Source organism: Chloroflexota bacterium (genome assembly GCA_015478725.1).
Lineage (GTDB): Bacteria > Chloroflexota > Limnocylindria > Limnocylindrales > CSP1-4 > C-114.
On record JADMIG010000007.1, the window covers coordinates 77,387 to 95,785 of the forward strand.

At 71.4% G+C, this 18,399-nt stretch carries 17 protein-coding genes; 6 read left to right on the top strand and 11 right to left on the bottom strand.

Translation table 11 applies throughout. The features are described 5' to 3' along the window. Positions 1-28 precede the first annotated feature (28 nt). Together IVW53_07125 and IVW53_07130 are read left to right on the top strand one after the other, a co-directional pair. Complete coding sequence (locus IVW53_07125) at positions 29-1,495, top strand: HAMP domain-containing protein (GenBank protein ID MBF6605340.1); 1,467 nt, start codon at positions 29-31, stop codon at positions 1,493-1,495. Further along, positions 1,492-2,181: a response regulator transcription factor gene (locus IVW53_07130; protein MBF6605341.1), complete on the top strand. Its 690-nt coding sequence runs from the start codon at positions 1,492-1,494 to the stop codon at positions 2,179-2,181. Before IVW53_07125 ends, IVW53_07130 begins: the two co-directional genes overlap by 4 nt. A gap of 18 nt (positions 2,182-2,199) precedes the next feature. Here the strand turns inward: IVW53_07130 and IVW53_07135 are convergent, their stop codons facing one another. Continuing rightward, positions 2,200-3,201 (bottom strand): NAD-dependent epimerase/dehydratase family protein, encoded by a 1,002-nt coding sequence (locus tag IVW53_07135; GenBank protein MBF6605342.1) that lies wholly within the window; start codon positions 3,199-3,201, stop codon positions 2,200-2,202. A gap of 100 nt (positions 3,202-3,301) precedes the next feature. Between IVW53_07135 and IVW53_07140 the strand changes: the two genes are divergently transcribed. Beyond that, on the top strand, positions 3,302-3,946 hold the full coding sequence (locus IVW53_07140; protein MBF6605343.1) for a histidine phosphatase family protein: 645 nt from the start codon (positions 3,302-3,304) through the stop codon (positions 3,944-3,946). Between the two features lie 61 nt (positions 3,947-4,007). Then, positions 4,008-5,384, top strand: coding sequence for an aspartate aminotransferase family protein (locus IVW53_07145; GenBank protein MBF6605344.1), 1,377 nt, complete (start codon positions 4,008-4,010; stop codon positions 5,382-5,384). Between the two features lie 12 nt (positions 5,385-5,396). On the opposite strand, the gene IVW53_07150 is transcribed toward IVW53_07145, so the two are convergent. Together IVW53_07150 and IVW53_07155 are read right to left on the bottom strand one after the other, a co-directional pair. Beyond that, the gene (locus IVW53_07150) at positions 5,397-5,948 is read right to left on the bottom strand and encodes a hypothetical protein (GenBank protein MBF6605345.1); all 552 of its coding nucleotides are present in this window, start codon (positions 5,946-5,948) and stop codon (positions 5,397-5,399) included. Between the two features lie 4 nt (positions 5,949-5,952). After that, positions 5,953-8,280 (bottom strand): MMPL family transporter, encoded by a 2,328-nt coding sequence (locus tag IVW53_07155; GenBank protein MBF6605346.1) that lies wholly within the window; start codon positions 8,278-8,280, stop codon positions 5,953-5,955. Between the two features lie 259 nt (positions 8,281-8,539). On the opposite strand from IVW53_07155, the gene IVW53_07160 reads away from it, so the two are divergent. Both IVW53_07160 and IVW53_07165 read left to right on the top strand, forming a co-directional pair. Continuing rightward, entirely contained in the window at positions 8,540-9,190 is a 651-nt protein-coding gene (locus IVW53_07160) for a TetR/AcrR family transcriptional regulator (protein MBF6605347.1), read from the top strand. 10 nt (positions 9,191-9,200) lie between these two features. Next, a complete protein-coding gene (locus tag IVW53_07165) occupies positions 9,201-10,139 on the top strand; it encodes a phosphotriesterase-related protein (GenBank protein MBF6605348.1) in 939 nt (312 codons plus the stop codon). 6 nt (positions 10,140-10,145) lie between these two features. Here the strand turns inward: IVW53_07165 and IVW53_07170 are convergent, their stop codons facing one another. From IVW53_07170 to IVW53_07205, 8 genes are all read right to left on the bottom strand, one after another. Next, positions 10,146-10,589, bottom strand: coding sequence for an OsmC family peroxiredoxin (locus IVW53_07170; protein MBF6605349.1), 444 nt, complete (start codon positions 10,587-10,589; stop codon positions 10,146-10,148). Between the two features lie 102 nt (positions 10,590-10,691). Beyond that, the gene (locus IVW53_07175; protein MBF6605350.1) at positions 10,692-11,942 is read right to left on the bottom strand and encodes a YcaQ family DNA glycosylase; all 1,251 of its coding nucleotides are present in this window, start codon (positions 11,940-11,942) and stop codon (positions 10,692-10,694) included. Between the two features lie 102 nt (positions 11,943-12,044). After that, positions 12,045-12,881, bottom strand: coding sequence for a methylenetetrahydrofolate reductase (locus tag IVW53_07180; protein ID MBF6605351.1), 837 nt, complete (start codon positions 12,879-12,881; stop codon positions 12,045-12,047). 45 nt (positions 12,882-12,926) lie between these two features. Then, positions 12,927-14,465: a trimethylamine methyltransferase family protein gene (locus tag IVW53_07185; GenBank protein MBF6605352.1), complete on the bottom strand. Its 1,539-nt coding sequence runs from the start codon at positions 14,463-14,465 to the stop codon at positions 12,927-12,929. Next, positions 14,465-16,645 (bottom strand): DUF4445 domain-containing protein, encoded by a 2,181-nt coding sequence (locus IVW53_07190; GenBank protein MBF6605353.1) that lies wholly within the window; start codon positions 16,643-16,645, stop codon positions 14,465-14,467. The genes IVW53_07185 and IVW53_07190 overlap by 1 nt, the downstream gene beginning before the upstream one ends. Continuing rightward, the gene (locus tag IVW53_07195; GenBank protein MBF6605354.1) at positions 16,537-17,466 is read right to left on the bottom strand and encodes a methyltetrahydrofolate cobalamin methyltransferase; all 930 of its coding nucleotides are present in this window, start codon (positions 17,464-17,466) and stop codon (positions 16,537-16,539) included. Before IVW53_07195 ends, IVW53_07190 begins: the two co-directional genes overlap by 109 nt. Continuing rightward, a complete protein-coding gene (locus tag IVW53_07200; protein MBF6605355.1) occupies positions 17,463-17,777 on the bottom strand; it encodes a virulence factor in 315 nt (104 codons plus the stop codon). The genes IVW53_07195 and IVW53_07200 overlap by 4 nt, the downstream gene beginning before the upstream one ends. Continuing rightward, entirely contained in the window at positions 17,777-18,388 is a 612-nt protein-coding gene (locus tag IVW53_07205) for a DUF1638 domain-containing protein (protein MBF6605356.1), read from the bottom strand. The genes IVW53_07200 and IVW53_07205 overlap by 1 nt, the downstream gene beginning before the upstream one ends. Positions 18,389-18,399 lie beyond the last annotated feature (11 nt).

Below are 18,399 nucleotides of genomic sequence, written 5' to 3' on the forward strand. Positions count from 1 at the left end.
GCGGGTCCGGTGCTGCTAGTCTCAGGTCGTGAACGACGCCCCCCGGCGCCGGTGGCGGCTGCCGGCCCGCCTCTGGTCGGACAGAAGCCTCGCCGGCCGGCTCATGGTCCTGCAGGTCGCGGTCCTCGCGTTTGCGATGGTGGCGGTGGTGGCGGTGGTCGCGACCACGTTCGACCGCCTTTCGATGAGCGCGGTCGAAGCCGGACTGGCGGACGACATCACGGAGTTCAAGACCGCCGCGCTCGCCCGTCCGGCATCCCAGAGCCTCGACGGCTTCACGAGTGCGTATCTCGCCCGACAGCCCTTCGAGCTCGGCACGTTCCTTGTCGTCCAGGTCGCCGGTCAACCGGCCCAGGGCAATCCAGGGTCGGAGCCACTGCAGGCTGATCCGCAGGTCAAGGCCTGGCTCGCGCACCCTCCCGACGTCGGCACGTTCCGCAGCGTCACGGCGGGCTCGAGGCAGTACCGGGTGCGGCAGAGCCCGATCACCCTCGGACCGCAGACGCTCGGCAGCGCCATCTCGTTCACCGACCTCAGGACGGTGGCGAACGAGACAGTGAACGTGTCGCTGCTGACCGCGGGCGAGGCCGGTGTCGCGGTGCTGCTGGCCGTCGTGAGCACGTATGTCGTCCTGCGGCGGGTGCTCCGCGTGGTGGCCGAGGTGACATCCACAGCCGGTCTCATCACGAGCGCGAACCCCAGCCGTCGCCTGGAGGAGCGTCCGGCGAACGACGAGATCGGGCGGCTGGTGCACACATTCAACGACATGCTCAACCGCCTGGAATCAGCCTCGCAGGCCCAGCGCCGGCTGCTCTCGGACGTCTCCCACCAGATGCGCACACCGCTGACGGTCATGCGCGGACACCTCGAGGTCGCACGCCGCACCGGCCTCAACGACCCGGCGGAGGCGCGTGAGACCATCGATCTCGTGCTCGACGAGCTGGCCCACACGGGCGCCCTGGTGGACCGCATGCTCGTCCTCGGCCGGTCCCTCGAGCCCGATTTCGTGCAGCCCGAGCCGGTCGACCTGCGGTCGTTCCTCAGCGACGTCTCCACCGCTGCCCGGATCCTCGCGCCGCGGCAGTGGGCCCTGGGAGCGATCCCCGATCTCGTGATCCTCGTCGACCGCGACAAGATTCGAGGCGCACTCCTGAACCTGGTCGACAACGCGATCAAGGCGACCGGGCCCGGAGATACGATCCGGATCGGGGCGGAGGTCGGGCCCGGCGGCGCCATCACCATCCTCGTGGCCGATACCGGGAGAGGTATCCCGATCGAGCAGCACGAACGGATCTTCCAGCGCTTCGAGCGCGGCGCCCGAGTCGACGAGCGAGGTTCGGGTCTCGGCCTCGCGATCGTCAAGGCTGTGGCGGAGGCCCACGGGGGGCATGTCGCGATCGACAGCGCCGCCGGAGCGGGCTGCACCGTGCGGATCGTCCTGCCGGCCAGTCGGATCGCGCCCGGCGAGCCCGTGCCGAACACCGTCGATACATGAACGTCCTGATCGTCGAGGACGACCGCCGCATCAGCGCCTTCCTCGTCAAGGGGCTCAAGGCCGAGGGCTACTCCACGAGTGCGGCGTATGACGGGGACGAAGCCCGCGAGATGGTGGAGCTGGCCGGCGCCGACTTCGACCTTGTGCTCCTCGACCTGGGTCTTCCCGGGACCAGTGGGCGGGTGGTGCTCGAGGTGCTGCGGGTGACCCGGCCGGCGCTGCCGGTCATCATCCTCACCGCGCGCGACGATCTCGAGAGCAAGGTGTGGGGGCTCGACGCGGGCGCGGCCGACTACATCACCAAGCCGTTCGCCTTCGAGGAGCTGCTGGCCCGCATCCGGGCAGCGCTGCGGGCGAGGGATCAGGCCGTCGCTCACCAGCTTGTGGTGGACGATCTTCGCCTCGACCTGCTGACCAAGGTGGCCTGGCGGAGCGGGCGCCGGATCGACCTTTCCGTGCGGGAATGGTCGCTCCTCGAGTTCTTCATGCGCCACCCGGAACAGGTGCTGTCCAGGGCCCAGATCCTCAACCACGTCTGGGAGATGGACTTCGAGGCCGGCAGCAACGTCGTCGACGTGTACGTCGGCTACCTGCGCCGCAAGCTCAACGGCCCGGGACAGCAGCCGCTGCTGCAGGCCCTTCGCGGGGCCGGCTACCGGCTGCTCCCGCCCAACCCGCTCCCCTGACGGCGGGGAGGCGTTCCGTCAGGCGGCCGAGGCGCCCGCTGCCTGGCGCAGCCACTCCACCTCGCGCCCGTACCCTTCCCGGAAGCCGATCCGGGCCTCGAAGCCGAGGAGCTGCCGGGCACGAGTGAGGTCGGCCGCGGTGTGACGCACATCCCCGCGGGCGAACGGCTCGGCAGCGATCTGCACCGGTCGGCCCACGAGCTCCTCGAGGAGGGCGAAGATCTCGAGGAGCGTGATCCGCGAGCCCCCGCCGACGTTGACAGCGAGCCCCGCCACCGGCGCATCCGCCGCGCGGCGGGTGGCATCCACGATGTCATCAACGTAGGTGAAGTCGCGGCTCTGGGTCCCATCGCCGAGCAGCTCGATCGGCCGGCCGGCGAGGGCGGCCTCGGCGAACCGACGAAGGCCCATGTCAGGTCGCTGGCCAGGCCCATAGACGGTGAAGTAGCGCAGGGCGACGGTCTCGAGTGCGTCGCCGTCGGCGGCCAGGCAGAGCCGCTCGGCCTCGAGCTTGGTCTGGCCATACGGTGAGATCGGTGCCGGCACGCCGGTCTCGCGGAACGGCAGCGGTGCGTCGCCATACACCGACGACGAGGATGCGTAGACGAGGCGCCGCACGGCGGGTGCCTTCAGGCAGGCGTCGAGGAGGCGCCGAGTCGCGTCCACGTTGTCATGCCGATAGAGGCCCCCGAGCTCGAAGCTCGGACGCACGCCGGGTCGACCGGCCAGGTGGAAGACGACCTCGGCTCGCTCGAGGAGGGGCTCGAGGGGCAGGTCGACGAGGTCGCCTCGGACGTGCGTGTACCGCGGGCTCCGCAGCAGCGCGGCGGTGCGCGCGTGCTTCTCCGCGACGTTGTAGGTGGTGGTGTACGCGTCGACGCCGATCACGGCATGCCCGTCGTCAAGGAGGCGGCGAGCAAGGCGCGAACCGATGAAGCCCGCGGCCCCGGTCACCAGGAAGGTGCGCGAGCCAGGCTGACGCGGCCGCGCCGGATGGAGGTCGGTGGGTTCCGTATGCATGGTCCGTACGTTGACCGTCGCCGCTGTGGTGGCGATGAAGGCTCGATGAGAAGGTTCTCATGGCGCGCGGCTCCCGGAGACCCGCTGCTATGCTCGCCGCTTGAAGGCTGAGCATCCCGAGCCCGTGCGTCGGAGCGAGGTGGCCTGGCCGCGCCTGGTGATGCTGCGTCACGGCGCGACGACGGCTCCTCCCGGGACCTTCCTGGGAACTCGGAGCGATCTGCCATTGAGCGCCCGAGGCACCGGGCAGGCCCGCATGGCGGGCATCCGGCTCGCCCGCCGGAGCTTCTCGGCGGTCCTGGTGTCGCCGCTGCTGCGAGCCCGGGAAACCCTCGCGCTGGCCCTGCCCGAGACGGACTCGATCGCGGACGACCGCCTCCGGGAGCTGGACATGGGTGTCTTCTCGGGACTGACCTGGGAGCAGATCAAGGCCCGGGACCGGGAGGCGGCTCGGGCCTGGCGTGCCGGGTCGGCCGCGCCCGGCGGCGAGGGGGCGTGGCAGATGTGGCGTCGCACCATCGAGCTCGGCGTGGAACTCGCCGAGCGCCTGCCGAGGGGCGCGGACGCCCTCCTCGTGACACACAGTGGTCCCATCCGGGCGCTTCGGGGCAGCGCCCACGGCCTCTCGCCGGCGGAAGTCCGGCACGTGCGCGTGCCCCATGGCGGCCTCCGCTGCATCCGCCTGACGCCGGACGTCCTGGAGCGCTGGCGGACGCTCCTCGCCGAGGAGTCGCCGCTGCCATAGCGCGAGGCGCGAGACTCGGGTCCCTCCTCGTTGGGCGCCCTGCGCCTCGTACAATCGGGCCATGGCCGCGCCCCCGTCGTCCACGCCCGTCGGACGCGTCTTCCGGCGTTCGATCGCGGCCGATCCGCCGGTCGCGGTCGCCGCGGAGGGGTCGACGATCCGCGCCGCGGACGGCCGCGAGTACCTCGACGCCGCGGGCGGGGCGATCGTCGTCAACGTGGGTCACGGCCGGCGGTCCGTCGCCGCCGCGATGGCGGACCAGGCCGCCCGGGTCGCCTACGCGCACGGCAGCACATTCACCTCCGAACCGCTCGAGCGGTACGCCGCGGAGATCGGCCCGCATCTCCCGCTCGACGCCCCGGCGATCTACCCGGTGAGCGGCGGGAGCGAGGCGATCGAGACGACCCTCAAGCTCGCCCGGGCATACCACCTCGCGCGCGGCGAGGCGGATCGGACGGTCGTCATCGCCCGCTGGGGGAGCTATCACGGGAACACCCTCGGCGCTCTCGACCTTTCCGGTCGGCTCCCGCTCCGCCGCCCTTACGACCCGTGGCTCGGCCGGTTCGCCCACGTGAGCGCCGCCTATCCGTACCGTGGCGGTGAACCCGCCGCGCGGGCCCTCGCCACGACCGTGGAGCTCGTGGCGGAACTCGAGGCGGTCATCGCAGCCTCCGGCCCGGAGCGGGTCGCGGCGTTCGTCGGCGAGCCGATCGTCGGAGCGACCCTCGCGGCGGCCGTGCCTCCCGACGACTACTGGCCGGCGATCGCCGAGGTATGCCGGCGCCATGGGATCCTCCTCGTCGCGGACGAGGTCATGACCGGCTTCGGGAGGACCGGCCGCTGGTTCGCCGTCGACCACTGGGGCGTCCGTCCGGACATCCTCGTCGCGGCGAAGGGCGCGACCGGAGGCTACTGGCCGTTCGGCTTCGCCGCGGTGGACGATCGGATCCGGCGGACCATCCTCGACGCGGGCCCATTCGTCCACGGGTTCACGTACAGCCACTCGCCGGTAGGAGCGGCTGTCGCCCGGGAGGTCCTCCGGATCCTCGAGGTCGAGGACCTCGTCGTCGCGTCGGCCGTCAAGGGTGGACGGCTCCGTACGCTGCTCGAGGATCGGCTCGGCGACGACCCCCACGTGGGCGAGGTCCGCGGTCGCGGCCTCCTCGTCGGCATCGAGCTCGTCGCGGACCGCGCGAGCCGCGCGCCGTTCCCGCGATCGCTCCGCGTGACGGAGGCGGTCGTGGGTGCCACGCGCGAGCGCGGCGTCCTCGTCTATTCGGGGACTGGTCTCGCCGATGGACTGAACGGCGATTCCATCCTCCTCGGCCCGCCGTTCAACGTCACGGACGCGGAGATCGAGCGGATCGTCGACGCGGTGGCGGAGGCGATCGCCGAGGCCGCCAGGGCGGCGTCAGCGACGGGCGCGGGCAGGACCTGACCCGAGACGAGGTCAGCGCCGGGCGGTGCCCCGGAGGACGAAGGCGACCCCGATCAGCACGAGCGCGATCGGCCACGCGTACCGGCCGATCTCCGGGAAGCCGCTGACGTGGCTCGCGACCGTGGATCCGCCGAGGATCGTGAGGAGGCCGCCGAGGGCGAGCTGCCATCCCCACCCGCCGCGCGAGGCGGCCCGGACCAGGGCGATCGCGATGAACGCGATGCCGAGCGCGAACGTCCCCCAGCCGTCGCCGGAGATGACACCGGCGTCCGTGAGGGCACTCGGGAGCGCGATCGCCGTGATGATCGCCCCGATGTAGAGCGCGGAGGTACGCCGGCGGGCGGCCCACGAGATGAGGAACGCGAGCCCGACCGCGAGGACCACGAGCGAGCCGGCCGCCCGGAACTCGGGTGCGACCTGCTGGAGGAGCAGGAGACCGCCGAAGACGACGAGGAAGACGCCGAACCATGGGACGCCGGGTCGCCCGACATCGCGGCCCCCGCCCCAGTTCCATTCGAGCACGTGGATCCCGCCGCCGTCGCTGCTGCCGCCTCGATCGTTCACGCCGTCAGCCTACCGCGCCCGCCGACCGCGCGTCATCGACGGCGTCACTGGGCTCGTCCTCGACATGGTCGAAGCCGAGACGATCGGCGATCCGCCTCAGTGGGCCCGGTGCCCACCAGTTCCAGCGGCCGAGGAGACGCATCGTCGCGGGAACGAGGAGGACGCGGACGATCGTCGCGTCGAGGAGCACGGCGATGGCCATCCCGACGCCGATGCTCTTGATGGTGATCGTGTCCGCAAGGGCGAACGCGGCGAAGACGCTCACCATGATGAGCGCGGCACCGGTGATGACGCCGGCCGTCCGGGCGAGACCCTCGGCGACGGACGCCGTGTTGTCGCCGGTCCGACGATATGCCTCCTGGATCCGCGACAGGAGGAGGACCTCATAGTCCATCGAGAGGCCGAAGATGACGCTGAACATGATGATCGGGTTGCCGGCGATCGTGTAACCCGTCGGCGTGAAGTGCAGGACGTCGGCGAGGTTGCCGTCCTGGAAGATCCAGACGAGGGCACCGAAGCTCGCACTGATCGACAGGAGGGTCATGACCACGGCCTTGATCGGGATGAAGACCGAGCCGAAGAGGAGGAACAGGACGAGGGCGCTCACGATGAGGGTGAGGCCGATCGCGTACGGCATCCGCTCGCCCTGCGAGACGAGGAAGTCATGGCCGGTCGCCGCCACGCCGCCGACCTGGGTCGCGATCCCGTCGCCGGCATGGATCGCCCGGAGGGTGGGGATCAGGTTGGTCGCCGCCGGTGTCGCCGGATCGAGCGGGCTGATCGCGTTGAAGCGGACGACGTCGCCCCGGACGTACGCGCTCTGGAGTGCCGTGAGGGCGGCGGCGAGGACCGCCGGTCGCGCGGTCGGCGGCGTCGCGTAGAGCGCGGCGATCGCAGCCGGCGTGAACGCCGCCCCGGTCGTCGGGTCGGTGAGGGAGTAGGCGCCCTCCACCCGGTCGATCCCGGGCAGGCGGCCGACGGCCGACGCGTACGTCGCGAGAGCGAGCGCGACGTCGTGACTCGTCGGGTCGCCGGTCACCGTCGCGACGATCTCGATCGGGGTCGTCTCGCCCTTCGGGAAGTTTCGCTCGAGCGCGACATACGCGTCGCGGCTCTCGAGTCCCGCCGGATAGACCGCGGCGTCCGGCACTCCCTGGGTGAGGTGGAAGAACGGCGAGCCGAGGACGAAGAGCAGCGCGAGGACGGGGATGAGGACGGCGACGGGGCGGCGCATGACCGCGGTCGCGACCTGCTCCCAGCGACGGCCGCCGCCCGGATTCGGCGTCCGGCCCAGCCGCACGAGGAGGCCGGATACGCTGAGGGCGTTGACCCGCGGGCCGAGCATCCCGAGGACGGCCGGCAGGAACGTCAGGGCAAAGGCGAGGGTGCTGAGCACGACGAGCATCCCGGCGAGGCCGATGCTGCGGAGCGCTGGTGCGGTGAAGAGGAGGAGGCCGGACAGGCCGACCATGACGGCGAACCCGGAGAAGGCGACGGCCTTGCCGCTCGTCGCGATCGCCTTCTCGACCGCGGCCGCCGTCGTCCGGCCGCGAGCGAGCTCCTCGCGGAAGCGGCTGACGATGAAGAGGCTGTAGTCGATCGCAAGGGCGAGGCCGAGCATCGTCGCGATGTTGAGGACATAGACGCTCATCTCGACCTGCTGGCTCACGAAGTAGATGAGACCGAGTGTCGAGGGGATCGCGAGACCGGCCACGATGAGCGGCATCCCGGCGGCCACGATCGATGCGAAGACGATGATGAGGATGATCGCGACGAACGGCAGACTCACCGTCTCCGCCCGCTGCAGGTCCGTCTCCGAGAGCGCAGCCGAGTCCTTCGTGATCGGCCCGTAGCCGGTGAGCTGGAGGGTGTACCCCGCCGGCGGCGTGAGCTCGGCCCGGATCCCGTCGACGAGTCCGACGGACTGCTCGTCCGTGACGGTGAGCTGGATGATCGCGTAGGCGGCATCGCCGGCGGTGCTGATGAAGCGCCGGTCGTGTGTCCCGGCATATCCGACGATGCCCGAGACGTGCGGGTCCAGCGCCACCTTCGCGAGGCTCGTGGCGATCGCCTGCTGGAACGGAGCGGCCGCGGCGTCCGTCCCGGCCGGACCGTGGAACAGGACGATGATGCTGCTCCGGCCGGCCCCGAAGTCGGACGCGAGGCGGTCAGCGACCTGGGCCGACTCCGAGTTCGGGTCGAGCCAGCCGCCGGACGAGAGCCCACTCGAGGCCTTCGTCGCGAAGAAGCCCATCGCCACGGCGACGACGACGGCGAGGATGGCGACCGGGCGACGGAAGCGGTAGACGAACGCTCCCCAGCGGCTGAACATCGGTGACGATCCTCCCAGTGTGGCCGTGGACCGCGGCTGCTCGAACGGCGGTCGCGATGAACGGGCGTGAACGGTCGCGAACGGTTGGCGGCGTGGAACGCTGCCGGCTCCGGGAACCATAGAGAATACGAATTCTCCATGTCAAGCCCTCGACTCCTGCCCGTGTTGCAGGCTCGCGGACGGCCCCGTAGACTGACGCGAGCGAACGCTCGTTTTAGCAGTGGATCCGATCGTGCCAGGGGTTCCTTCCGGAGTCACGATGCCCCGCGTCACCGCAGCTCATGGCCAGGAGGTCCGGTCCCGGATCGTCGATGCGGCGCTCCGCGTCTTCGGCGAGCTCGGCTATCACCACGCGACGATCCAGGACGTCGTCCGGGCGAGCGACCTTTCGGTCGGCGCGATCTACACGTATTTCAGCGGCAAGGACGAGCTGTTCCTCGCCTGCTGCGACGTCACGGCCGGCGAGGTGACGGGCGCGCTCGCCGACCGCCTGACCGCCGGCCGCTCGACGGCGGACAAGCTCCGCATCGGCGTCCGCTTCTACCTCGACACGGTGGACGGCGCGGTCGGGGGCTCCGCGTCGGCGAGCCTCCTCGTCCACGCCTGGGCGGAGGCCGAGCAGGAGCCGGCGGTCCGCGAGATGCTCAGCCGGCGGCGAGAGCAGCTCGTGACGGTCACCCGGATGCTGCTCGCCGAGGGTGTCGCCGGCGGCGAGATCCCGGCCTGGGCGGACATCGACGCGCTCGCCGTCGGGTACGCGGCGATGCTCGACGGGTTGTCGCTCATCCGGATCGAGGCCGGGCCGCGCTACCGGCGGAGCGATGCCGAACGGCAGGCGGGCGCGATGATCGACCTCCTCATCGGTGCGGCCGGCGGACCGACCCCGCCGGCTGCGGGCCCGGTCCACTGAGCCGACGACGATGGCCCATGCCGAGACCGTTCGCGGCCCGATCGCCCCCGAGGCACTCGGGTTCACCCTGCCGCACGAGCACACGGCGATCGCGCTCTGGCACATCCCCGGTCGCTGGGACTACTGGCAGCTCACGGCGGACGACGAGACGATCGAGGCCGAGCTCGGCCGCTACCGCGAGGCCGGCGGCGGCACGCTCGTCGACGTCACGCTGCCCGGCGTCGGCCGCGATCCGGACCGGCTGGTCCGGATCAGCGAACGGACGGGACTCAACGTCGTCATGGGCTGCGGCTGGTACCGCGGCGACTACTACCCGAGCGAGGCGGGGATCGATCGCCGCTCGGTGGACGATCTCGCCGACGAGCTCGTCGGCGAGATCGCGAGGGGCGTCGGCGCGAGCGGGATCCGGCCCGGGATCATCGGCGAGATCGGCACGGACAAGCCGTGGATCTCGCCCGCGGAAGAGCGCGTCCATCGAGCCGCCGCGCGAGCGGCCCGCCGGACCGGTCTCGCGATCACGACGCACGCGGTCATGTCGCCCGTCGGGCTCGCCCAGCTCCGGATATTCGAGGAGGAACGGGTGGATCCGGCCCGGGTCGTCATAGGCCACGCCGACTCGTATCCGGTGCTCGAACACCTGCTCGAGATCGTCCGCCGCGGGGCGTCCGTCGAGTTCGACTTCCTCGGCATGAGCTTCACGCCGATCGAACGCCACGGTGAGGGCCGGATCGTCGAGCTCGTCCTCGCCCTCATCGCCGCCGGTCACCTCGACCGGATCCTCCTCTCGCAGGACGTCTGCCACGACAGTCAGCTGAAACGGTACGAGGGCAATGGCTATGTCCACCTCCACGAGACGTTCCTGCCGCGGCTCCGTGCCGCCGGCGTGTCGGCCGCAGAGATCGACGCCATGACGATCGCGAACCCGAGGCGGCTCCTCTCGATCGACTGAGCGGCCTCAGCCCTCGAGCGTCGCTTCCACCGAGAGCTCGACATTGCCCTTGAGCGCCTTCGAGATGGGACAGCCGTCCTTCGCCTCGGCGGCCGCGGCGGCGAAGCTCTCCGCGGTCGCTCCGGGGACGCTGCCGCGGACCAGGATGTGGGCGCTCACGACGGTCCAGCCGGAATCGCGCCGGTCGGCGGTCACGGCGACCTCCACGTCGAGGCGGGTCGGTGGCGTGCCGGCCTTGGCGAGGATGTTCGAGCAGGCCATGGAGTAGCAGGCGGCGTGCGCCGCGGCGAGAAGCTCCTCGGGGCTCGTCACGCCGGCCGGCTCGCCGGTCCGTGCGGCCCATGTGACCGGCAGGTCCGCGAAGACGCCGGTGGTCCCGGCGCTCACCCGACCTGCCCCGCCGAGCAGATCGCCCGACCAGGTGCCCTTCCCGATCCGTGTCGTCGCCATCGTGCCGACCTCCTGTCCCGACCTGCCCTGCCTCGCCGATGTCCCGGCCATCCTCGCACAGGGCCGCGGAGGACGCCTCGGAGGCCCGAGTGCCCGGATCGCTCAGCGGAGGAACTGTCGGAGCGCTCCGGCGAGCGCGCGGTGCCGGACCGTCCGTGGCAGGACCACCCGCTGGAGTCCGGCGAAGTCCCGGTGGGCACGGAGAGCCTCCGCGAGGCCGTCGACGAAGCCCGCCTCGGCCAGCGGTTCGAAGCCCTCCTCCCACCACAGATCGAGGACCCGGAGCGCGCCCGCGCCTCGGTCGATCCGCGGCTCGATCCGTCCGACGAGGCGGTCGCCAAAGAGGATCGGCAGGACGTAGTACCCCCAGCGGCGCTTTCGCTCCGGGACGTAGACCTCCCAGACGTAGTCGAATCCGAAGAGGGCCCGCAGGAGGTCGCGATCCCAGACCAGCGGGTCGAGGGGGGCGAGGAGCGCGACACCGGGCGGCCGGCCGCCTGGAGGAACGCCCCCCGCGACCTCCGCCGTCGCAGCCTCGAGGAAGTGCGCGTCCGTGGCGACGATGAAGCGGTCGCCGCGGACGCCCTCGACGCGGATGGGAACGAGATCCCCGGACTCGACCAGGTCGTCACGGAGGCCGGCTCGACCGCTCGCGCCGTCCGGATGAACGCCGAACCACAGCTCCGCCTGGCCGCCTGTCCCGAGCAGGCCGTGAGCGCGGTAGCGCGAAAGGAGTCGATGACGGCGCTGCTCACGTTCCGGCGGCCGGGTCGCGAGGATCTCCGGCGGGAAGAGGCGTTCCGCGAGGTCGTAGACGCGGCGATTGCCCTCGCGGCGGGTGATCGCGATGACCCGGGCCTCCGCGAGCGCCTCGAGGAGCGCCCGGATCTGGTTCGTGGGGCGCCAGTACCAGTCGATCGCCGCTCGTGGCTCCAGGTCCGTGGAGGAGAGCGCGCCGTCGCGTCGGATCCGGTCGAGCAGCTCCTCGACGAGCGGAGCGTGCTCGTCGAAGGCGCCGCCGGTGTGGGCGGCGCGGGCGCGGTCCCAGGTGATCCGGTGATATGGCAGCTCGGACGTCGGCAGGATCGAGAGCCCCTTGTTGTAGGCCTCGAAGAGGACCCGCCGGTCGTACAAGAGGGCGTCCGTCCAGGCGCGCCGGTAGCCGGCCACGCGCGCGAGGAGGACGAGGTCGTGATTGCGGCCGGCGACCTCGAGCGGGTCGAACTGGAGCGAGCCGAGCCGATCGACGACCGCGAGCACGCTCGCCGGGTCGGCCGGCAGCCCGCGCGGTGGGGCGAGCAGGTGGCGGAGGACGAGGAACCGACGGGCGATCGACGCCGACGCCTCGATCATGCCTCGATCACGCACCGATCACGCGGGGTATGTCCCGAACTGACTGAGCGGGGACCCCCTTCGTCGCTGCCTCGCGGGAGCCGGCGCTCCGTGGATCGCGCCTCACGCGGCTGCCGGGTCCGCGAGTCGCTCGAGGTAGCGTCGCCGCCACGACTCGGTCGGGCCGACGTTGTTGAAGGTGTACACATGGAGGTCGACGATCCCCGAGTCGGATCTCGCGGCCGTCGCGGCCAGACCCTCGAGCAGGCCGTCCGGCCGATAGAAGCCGCCGGAGCGTACGAGCCGGGCGGCGAACCGGGTGTTCTTCGAGAGGAAGCCTCGGCTGTCGGCGACGCCGATCCGCGCCCCGATCGCAAGGAGCCGATGCGGCTCCGCCACCCCGGGGATCCCGATGCGCACCGGGAGCGCGATCCCCTCGGTCCGTCGCGCCGTCAGCCACGTCGCGATGGCGGCCGCGTCGAAACAGAGCTGGGTCGTCATCGATGTCGCGAACTCGGCCTTCGCCCGGAGCGCCTCGAGGAGCGCGCCATCGGGGATGAAGGCGTGACCCTCCGGATAGCACGGAACACCGATCTCGGTGAACGGGTGGCCGAGGTCCGCCATCGCCCGGAGCAGGGACAGCCCGTCGAGGAATGCGCCCGGCTCCTTCGTATCTCCGCCGACGACGAACACCCGATGGGTCCCGATGCCCCGCAGCCGGGCGAGGAGGTCCGCGAGGTGGGCGCGATCGTGGATCATCCGCGCCGCGAGATGCGGCACCGCGACGAATCCGGTCGCCTCGAGCGACTCGCAGAGGTCGATCGTCGCCTCGATCCCCATGGCCGGCGACGCCGTCACCGAGATCGTCGAGCCGGGCGGAAGGATCGCGGCCCGCTCGTGTGCGCTCTTGAGCGGCAGCAGCTCGAACGTCGGGGCAGCGAGGAGCCCGGCGAGCACCATCCGCTCCTCCGGACCGAGACGGATCCCGCGCCTGAACCACACGGCTCAGACCTCAGAATCGGGCAGCACGGCCTTCCGCCGGGCCATGAAGTCGAGGAGCGCCTCGTCCATCGCCGGGTCGATCGGCGGCGCCTCGTACTCGGCGAGCATCCGCTTCCAGATCGCGTTGGCCCGCTGAGCGGCATCGAGTCCGCCGTCCTCGCTCCATTGCTCGAAGCTGTTGTTGTCGGCGACCTCGGAACGGTAGAACGCCGACTCGAAATTCGCGAGGGTGTGGGCGGTACCGAGGAAGTGGTGACCCGGACCGTTCTCGATGATCGCTTCGAGCGCCTGGCCGTTCTCCGACATGTCGACGCCCTTGACGAAGACGGCCGCCATCCCGCACTGATCCGCGTCGAGGATGAACTTCTCGTAGCCGATGGCGAGGCCGCCCTCGAGCCAGCCCGCCGCGTGGAGGACGAAGTTCACGCCGGCGAGGATCGTCGGATTGAACGTCGCCGCGGACTCATAGGCCGCCTGGGCGTCGGCGATCTTCGAGGCGCAGAGGTTGCCGCCGGAGCGGAACGGGACACCGAGCCGCCGGGCGAGCGAGGCCATCGTGTAGAGGACGAGCGCCGGCTCCGGGGTCCCGAACGTCGGTGCGCCGGACTGCATCGAGATCGAGCTCGCGAACGAGCCGAGGATGACCGGCGCACCGGGCCGGACGAGCTGCGTGAAGGCCATCCCGCCGAGCGACTCGGCGAGGGTCTGGGCGCAGACGCCGGCGGCGGTGACCGGCGCCATCGCCCCGGCGAGGATGAACGGCGTGATGATCGTCGCCTGGTTGCTCTCCGCGTAGGCCCGGGCGGACCCGAGCATCGTCCCGTCCCAGACGAGCGGCGAGTTCGCGTTGATGAGGCTCGTGATGACCGTGTGATCCTCGAGGTAGTCCGCCCCGAACAGGATCTTCGCCATCTCGACCGTGTCGCGGGCCCGATCCGGGTGGGTGACCGAGCCCATGAACGGTTTGTCGCTGAAGCGCATGTGGGCGTAGACCATGTCGAGATGCCGCTTCTGGACCGGGACGTCCACCGGCTCGCAGACCGTCCCGCCGCTGTGCTGGAGGTACGGGCTCATGTAGGCGAGCTTCACGAAGTTGCGGAAGTCCTCGATCGTCCCGTAGCGGCGACCGCGGTCGAGGTCACGGACGAACGGGGTCCCGTACGAAGGGGCGAGGACCGTCGTCATGCCCCCGATCGGGACACTTCGCGCCGGATTGCGGGCGTGCTGGACGTACTCCCGCGGCGCCGTTGCCTGGACGATCGATCGGGCGAGGCCGCGCGGGAACCGCACCCGTTCGCCCTGGACGTCCGCCCCCGCGTCGTGGAACAGCCGGAGGGCATCCGGGTCGCCGCGGAAGTCCAGGCCCACCTGCTCGAGGATCGTGTCGGCGTTGCGCTCGATGATCGAGAGACCCTCGTCGCTCAGCACCTCGAACGGCGCGAGCGTCCGGGTGAGGAACGGCAGGTACGGATCGCGGGAGTGGCTCCGCAGTGCACGTCGCGCATCACGGCCGCCCGAACGGTGGCGAGGGCTCTCGTCCATCAGCGATCCTCCCTTGACGCGGCGGCGACCACCCGTCGCCGGCGTCGTTCGGCCCGGCCAGCATCGCCGGCGTCGGTGATCGTCCGCGCGGTCGGCAGCTCGACCGCCGCGCGAAGGTGTGGATAGGTGGCCGTCCGGTGGGGGAGGGCCATCGCATCGACGAAATGCTCCTGGAACCGCGGCTCGACCGCCGTCTCGATCTTCTCCACGGTCCGGACGACCATCTCGATCTCCGCGCGCGCCGCCTTCGAGAGGAGGGCGATGAGGGCGCCGGTGCCGGCGGCGTTGCCGGCCGGCGCGGCTGCCGCAAGGTCACAGTCCGGGATGAGGCCGAGGACCATCGCGTGGAGGAGGTCGATCTGGCTGCCGAACGCGCCGGCGAGGCGGATCTCGTCGACCTCGTCCACGCCGAGGTGGTCCATGAGCAGCCGAACCCCGGCGTAGAGGGCGGCCTTCGCCAGCTGGATCGCCCGGACGTCGTTCTGGGTGATGAGGATCCGCGGTCCGTCGCCCGCCGGCTCGTGGAGGACGTAGCTGAAGGTCCGGCCGTCGCGGACGATCCGCGGGGTCCGCGCCGCGAGGCTGCCGTCGACGATCCCGTCCGCCGTCACGATCCCGGCGAGGAACAGCTCCGCGATGACCTCGACGATGCCCGAGCCGCAGATGCCCGTGACGCCGATCCGTCGCTCGACCGCGTCGAAGCCCGGGTCGTCCGACCAGCGCGCTGAGCCGATGACCCGGAACCGCGGCTCGAGCGTCGCCCGATCGATCCGGACCCGCTCGATGGCGCCCGGCGCGGCGCGCTGACCGGCGCTGATCTGGGCACCCTCGAATGCCGGGCCGGTCGGACTCGAGGCGGCGAGGAGCCGGTCCTTCGTCCCGAGGACGATCTCGGCGTTCGTCCCGACATCGACGGTGAGCCGGACCCGCTCGGCCCGATGGGCCTCCTCGGCGAGGATGACCCCGGCGGTGTCCGCACCGACGTGGCCGGCGATGCAGGGGAGGACGTAGACCCGGGCGCCCTGGTTGACGCCGCCGAGCTCGATCTCCGCCGCCGTCGTCCGCACGGCCCGGTCCGTCGCCAGCGCGAACGGTGCCGACCCGAGCGGGATCGGATCGATGCCGAGGAGGAGGTGATGCATGATCGGGTTCCCGACGATGGCGAGCTCGAGGATGTCCGATCCGTCGATCCCGCCGCTCGCCGCGAGGCCGGCGACGAGGCTCGTCAGGGCGTCGCGGACGACCCTCGTCATCTCCGCGGCGCCGCCGTCGTGGAGCATCGCGTAGCTCACCCGGCTCATGAGGTCCTCGCCGAAGCGGATCTGCGGGTTCATCACCCCGCTGCTCGCGAGGACCGCGCCATCGGCGATGTCGGCGAGATGGCCGGCGATCGTCGTCGAGCCGACGTCCACGGCCACGCCGAAGATCCGCTCGTGAAGGCCCGGCCAGACGGCGATGACCGCGTGCCCGTCGTGGATCGCGACCGTCACCCGACCGCCGTTCCGCTCGAGGGCGGGCTGGAGGGCGCGGATGACGCCGAGGTCGGACTCCAGGTCGCTCAGGCCCCAGTCGCGTTCGAGCTCGGTGAAGAGGCGGGCGAGATCGCCGCCGGGTCGGGCGAGTTCGGCCGGCGGGACCACCACGTAGTGGAGACGGACGACGGGGTCGACGACGAACGTCCGGACGTCGAGGCCCTTCCGGACGACCTGGCGGTGGACCTGGCTCTCCGGCGGCACGTCGATGAGCAGGTCGCCCCGGACGACGGCCGTGCAGCTGAGGCGGCGGCCCTCTGCCAGGCCCCGCGCGCGGCGGTACTCCCCCTCGAGCGGGCCCTCCTCCGACAGATGATCCGGAGCGGAGGTGATCCCGTGCTTCGGGAAGCTGCCGATGCCCGGGGTCACCTGGCAGCGGCCGCACAGACCGCGCCCGCCGCAGACCGAGTCGATGTCGACGCCGAGCGCGCGTCCGGCGTCGAGGACCGTCGTGCCGACGGGGAATCGGCCACGCCGTCCGGAAGGCGTGAAGATGATGCGCGGATCGGTCTGGGTCGTGGTCGCCACCGGATGAGCGGTCAGCGGGCGGCGGCCGGCTCGGGCGTCCCGCCGCGGCGCGGGTTCAGCCGGCGACCGGTTTCGCCGGCGGCCGGCGGTTCGCGGAAGGTCCGGATCCAGCGCCCGCATTCCGGGTCGTTGCCGAGGAGCACGTCCGCACCCATGATCGCCGCCCTCACGTCGGCGAGGAGCGGGTTGGTGATCGCCGACGTGAGCCCGTTCGACATCGCCATCGTGAGGAAGGCGGCGTTGATGCCCTCGCGATTCGGCAGGCCGAAACTCACGTTGGAGGCGCCGCAGGTCGAATTCACCTTGAGTTCGTCGCGAAGCCGTCGGACGAGATGGAACACCTGGCGGCCCGCGGTCGCCATCGCCCCGATCGGCATGACGAGGGGATCGACGACGATGTCCTGCCGCGGGATGCCGTGGTCCGCAGCCCGCTCGACGATCCGCTTCGCCACCGCGAACCGGACATCCGGATCCTCGCTGATGCCGGTGTCGTCGTTGCTGATCGCGACGACCGCGGCACCGTATTTCTTCACGAGGGGAAGGACCCGCTCGAGGCGCTCCTCCTCGCCGGTCACCGAGTTGACGAGCGGCTTGCCGCGGTATACGGCGAGACCGGCAGCGAGCGCCTCGACGATCGACGAGTCGATGGACAGCGGGACGTCGACGAGCGACTGGACGAGCTGAATCGTCCGGGCGAGGATCGCCGGCTCGTCCGCGAGCGGGATCCCGGCGTTGATGTCGAGCATGTGGGCGCCGGCCTCCACCTGGGCGAGGGCATCGCGCTCGACCCGGCTGAAGTCGCCCTGCTTCATCTCCTCGGCGAGGAGCTTCCGGCCCGTGGGGTTGATCCGCTCGCCGATGATGACGAACGGCCGATCCGCCCCGATGACGACGTCGCGGGTCGCCGAACTGACCACGGTATGGGTGGCGCGGTGGCTCACGCGGGCTCCTTCGCCTGGTCGATGCCGCCGCTCACGACGAGTGCCGCCAGGGCGTGCCGGTCGTATGCCTGTTCGACTCGGTCGGCTTCGGACTGCGCCTCGGCCTCGAGGTCGTCGCCGCACGGGCGCTGGCTCTTCCGCCATTCCTCGATGTAGTCGTTGGCGGACTTCTTTCCTGCCTTGACCGCGGCCTTGTCGATCGCGACCTGGAACCGCGGGTGCAGGACGACCTTGTGGGCCCGCCGGCCGTCCCTGGCGATGACCTGGGCGGGGATGTCGCGCCACCAGATCGTGGTGAGGAAGGCGGCCATCAGGCGACGCTCGCGACGCGGGCGAGGACGAGGTCGGCGGTGACGGCGGAGGTGGTGGCGGGGACGCGCGTCGCCGCCGCGAGGAGGGCCGGCGCCAGCTCCCCGTAGCCCGTCAGGCGGAGCTCGAAGGCGAGTCCGAGGCGGGCCGCGCCACGCCGGGCCGCCGCGACGAGATCAGGATCGTCCGTCTGGGCGAGGTAGACGAGGCGCCGGTAGTTGCCGAAGTACACGGGCAGGAGCTCCGGATGGCGATCCAGGCCGAGCCCGCGGACGACGAGCCGCTCGAAGTTCCGGGCGAGGAAATCGGTGAGGAAGAACGTGCCCGGCTCATCCGCGGCGAGGCGGGCGAAGTCCGCGCGGCCGGCGAAGACCTCGTAGCAGTGGGCGCCGGCAAGCCGCTCGATGCCCTCTGCCTCGAGGACCCGGTCGAGGAGGCCGCCCGTGCCACAGTCGGCGTAGGCGGCGAAGATCTGCTCGTAGCCGCTGGCTCGACCGGCCCGAATCCGGCGCCGGACCGCCTCGGGGATGCCGCCCGGCCGGTTGTGGAGCGTCGCCGGCAGGCAGGTGATCGTCACGTTCTGCAGGGCGGCCTGACGGACGACCGCGACCATCTCGCGGGCGA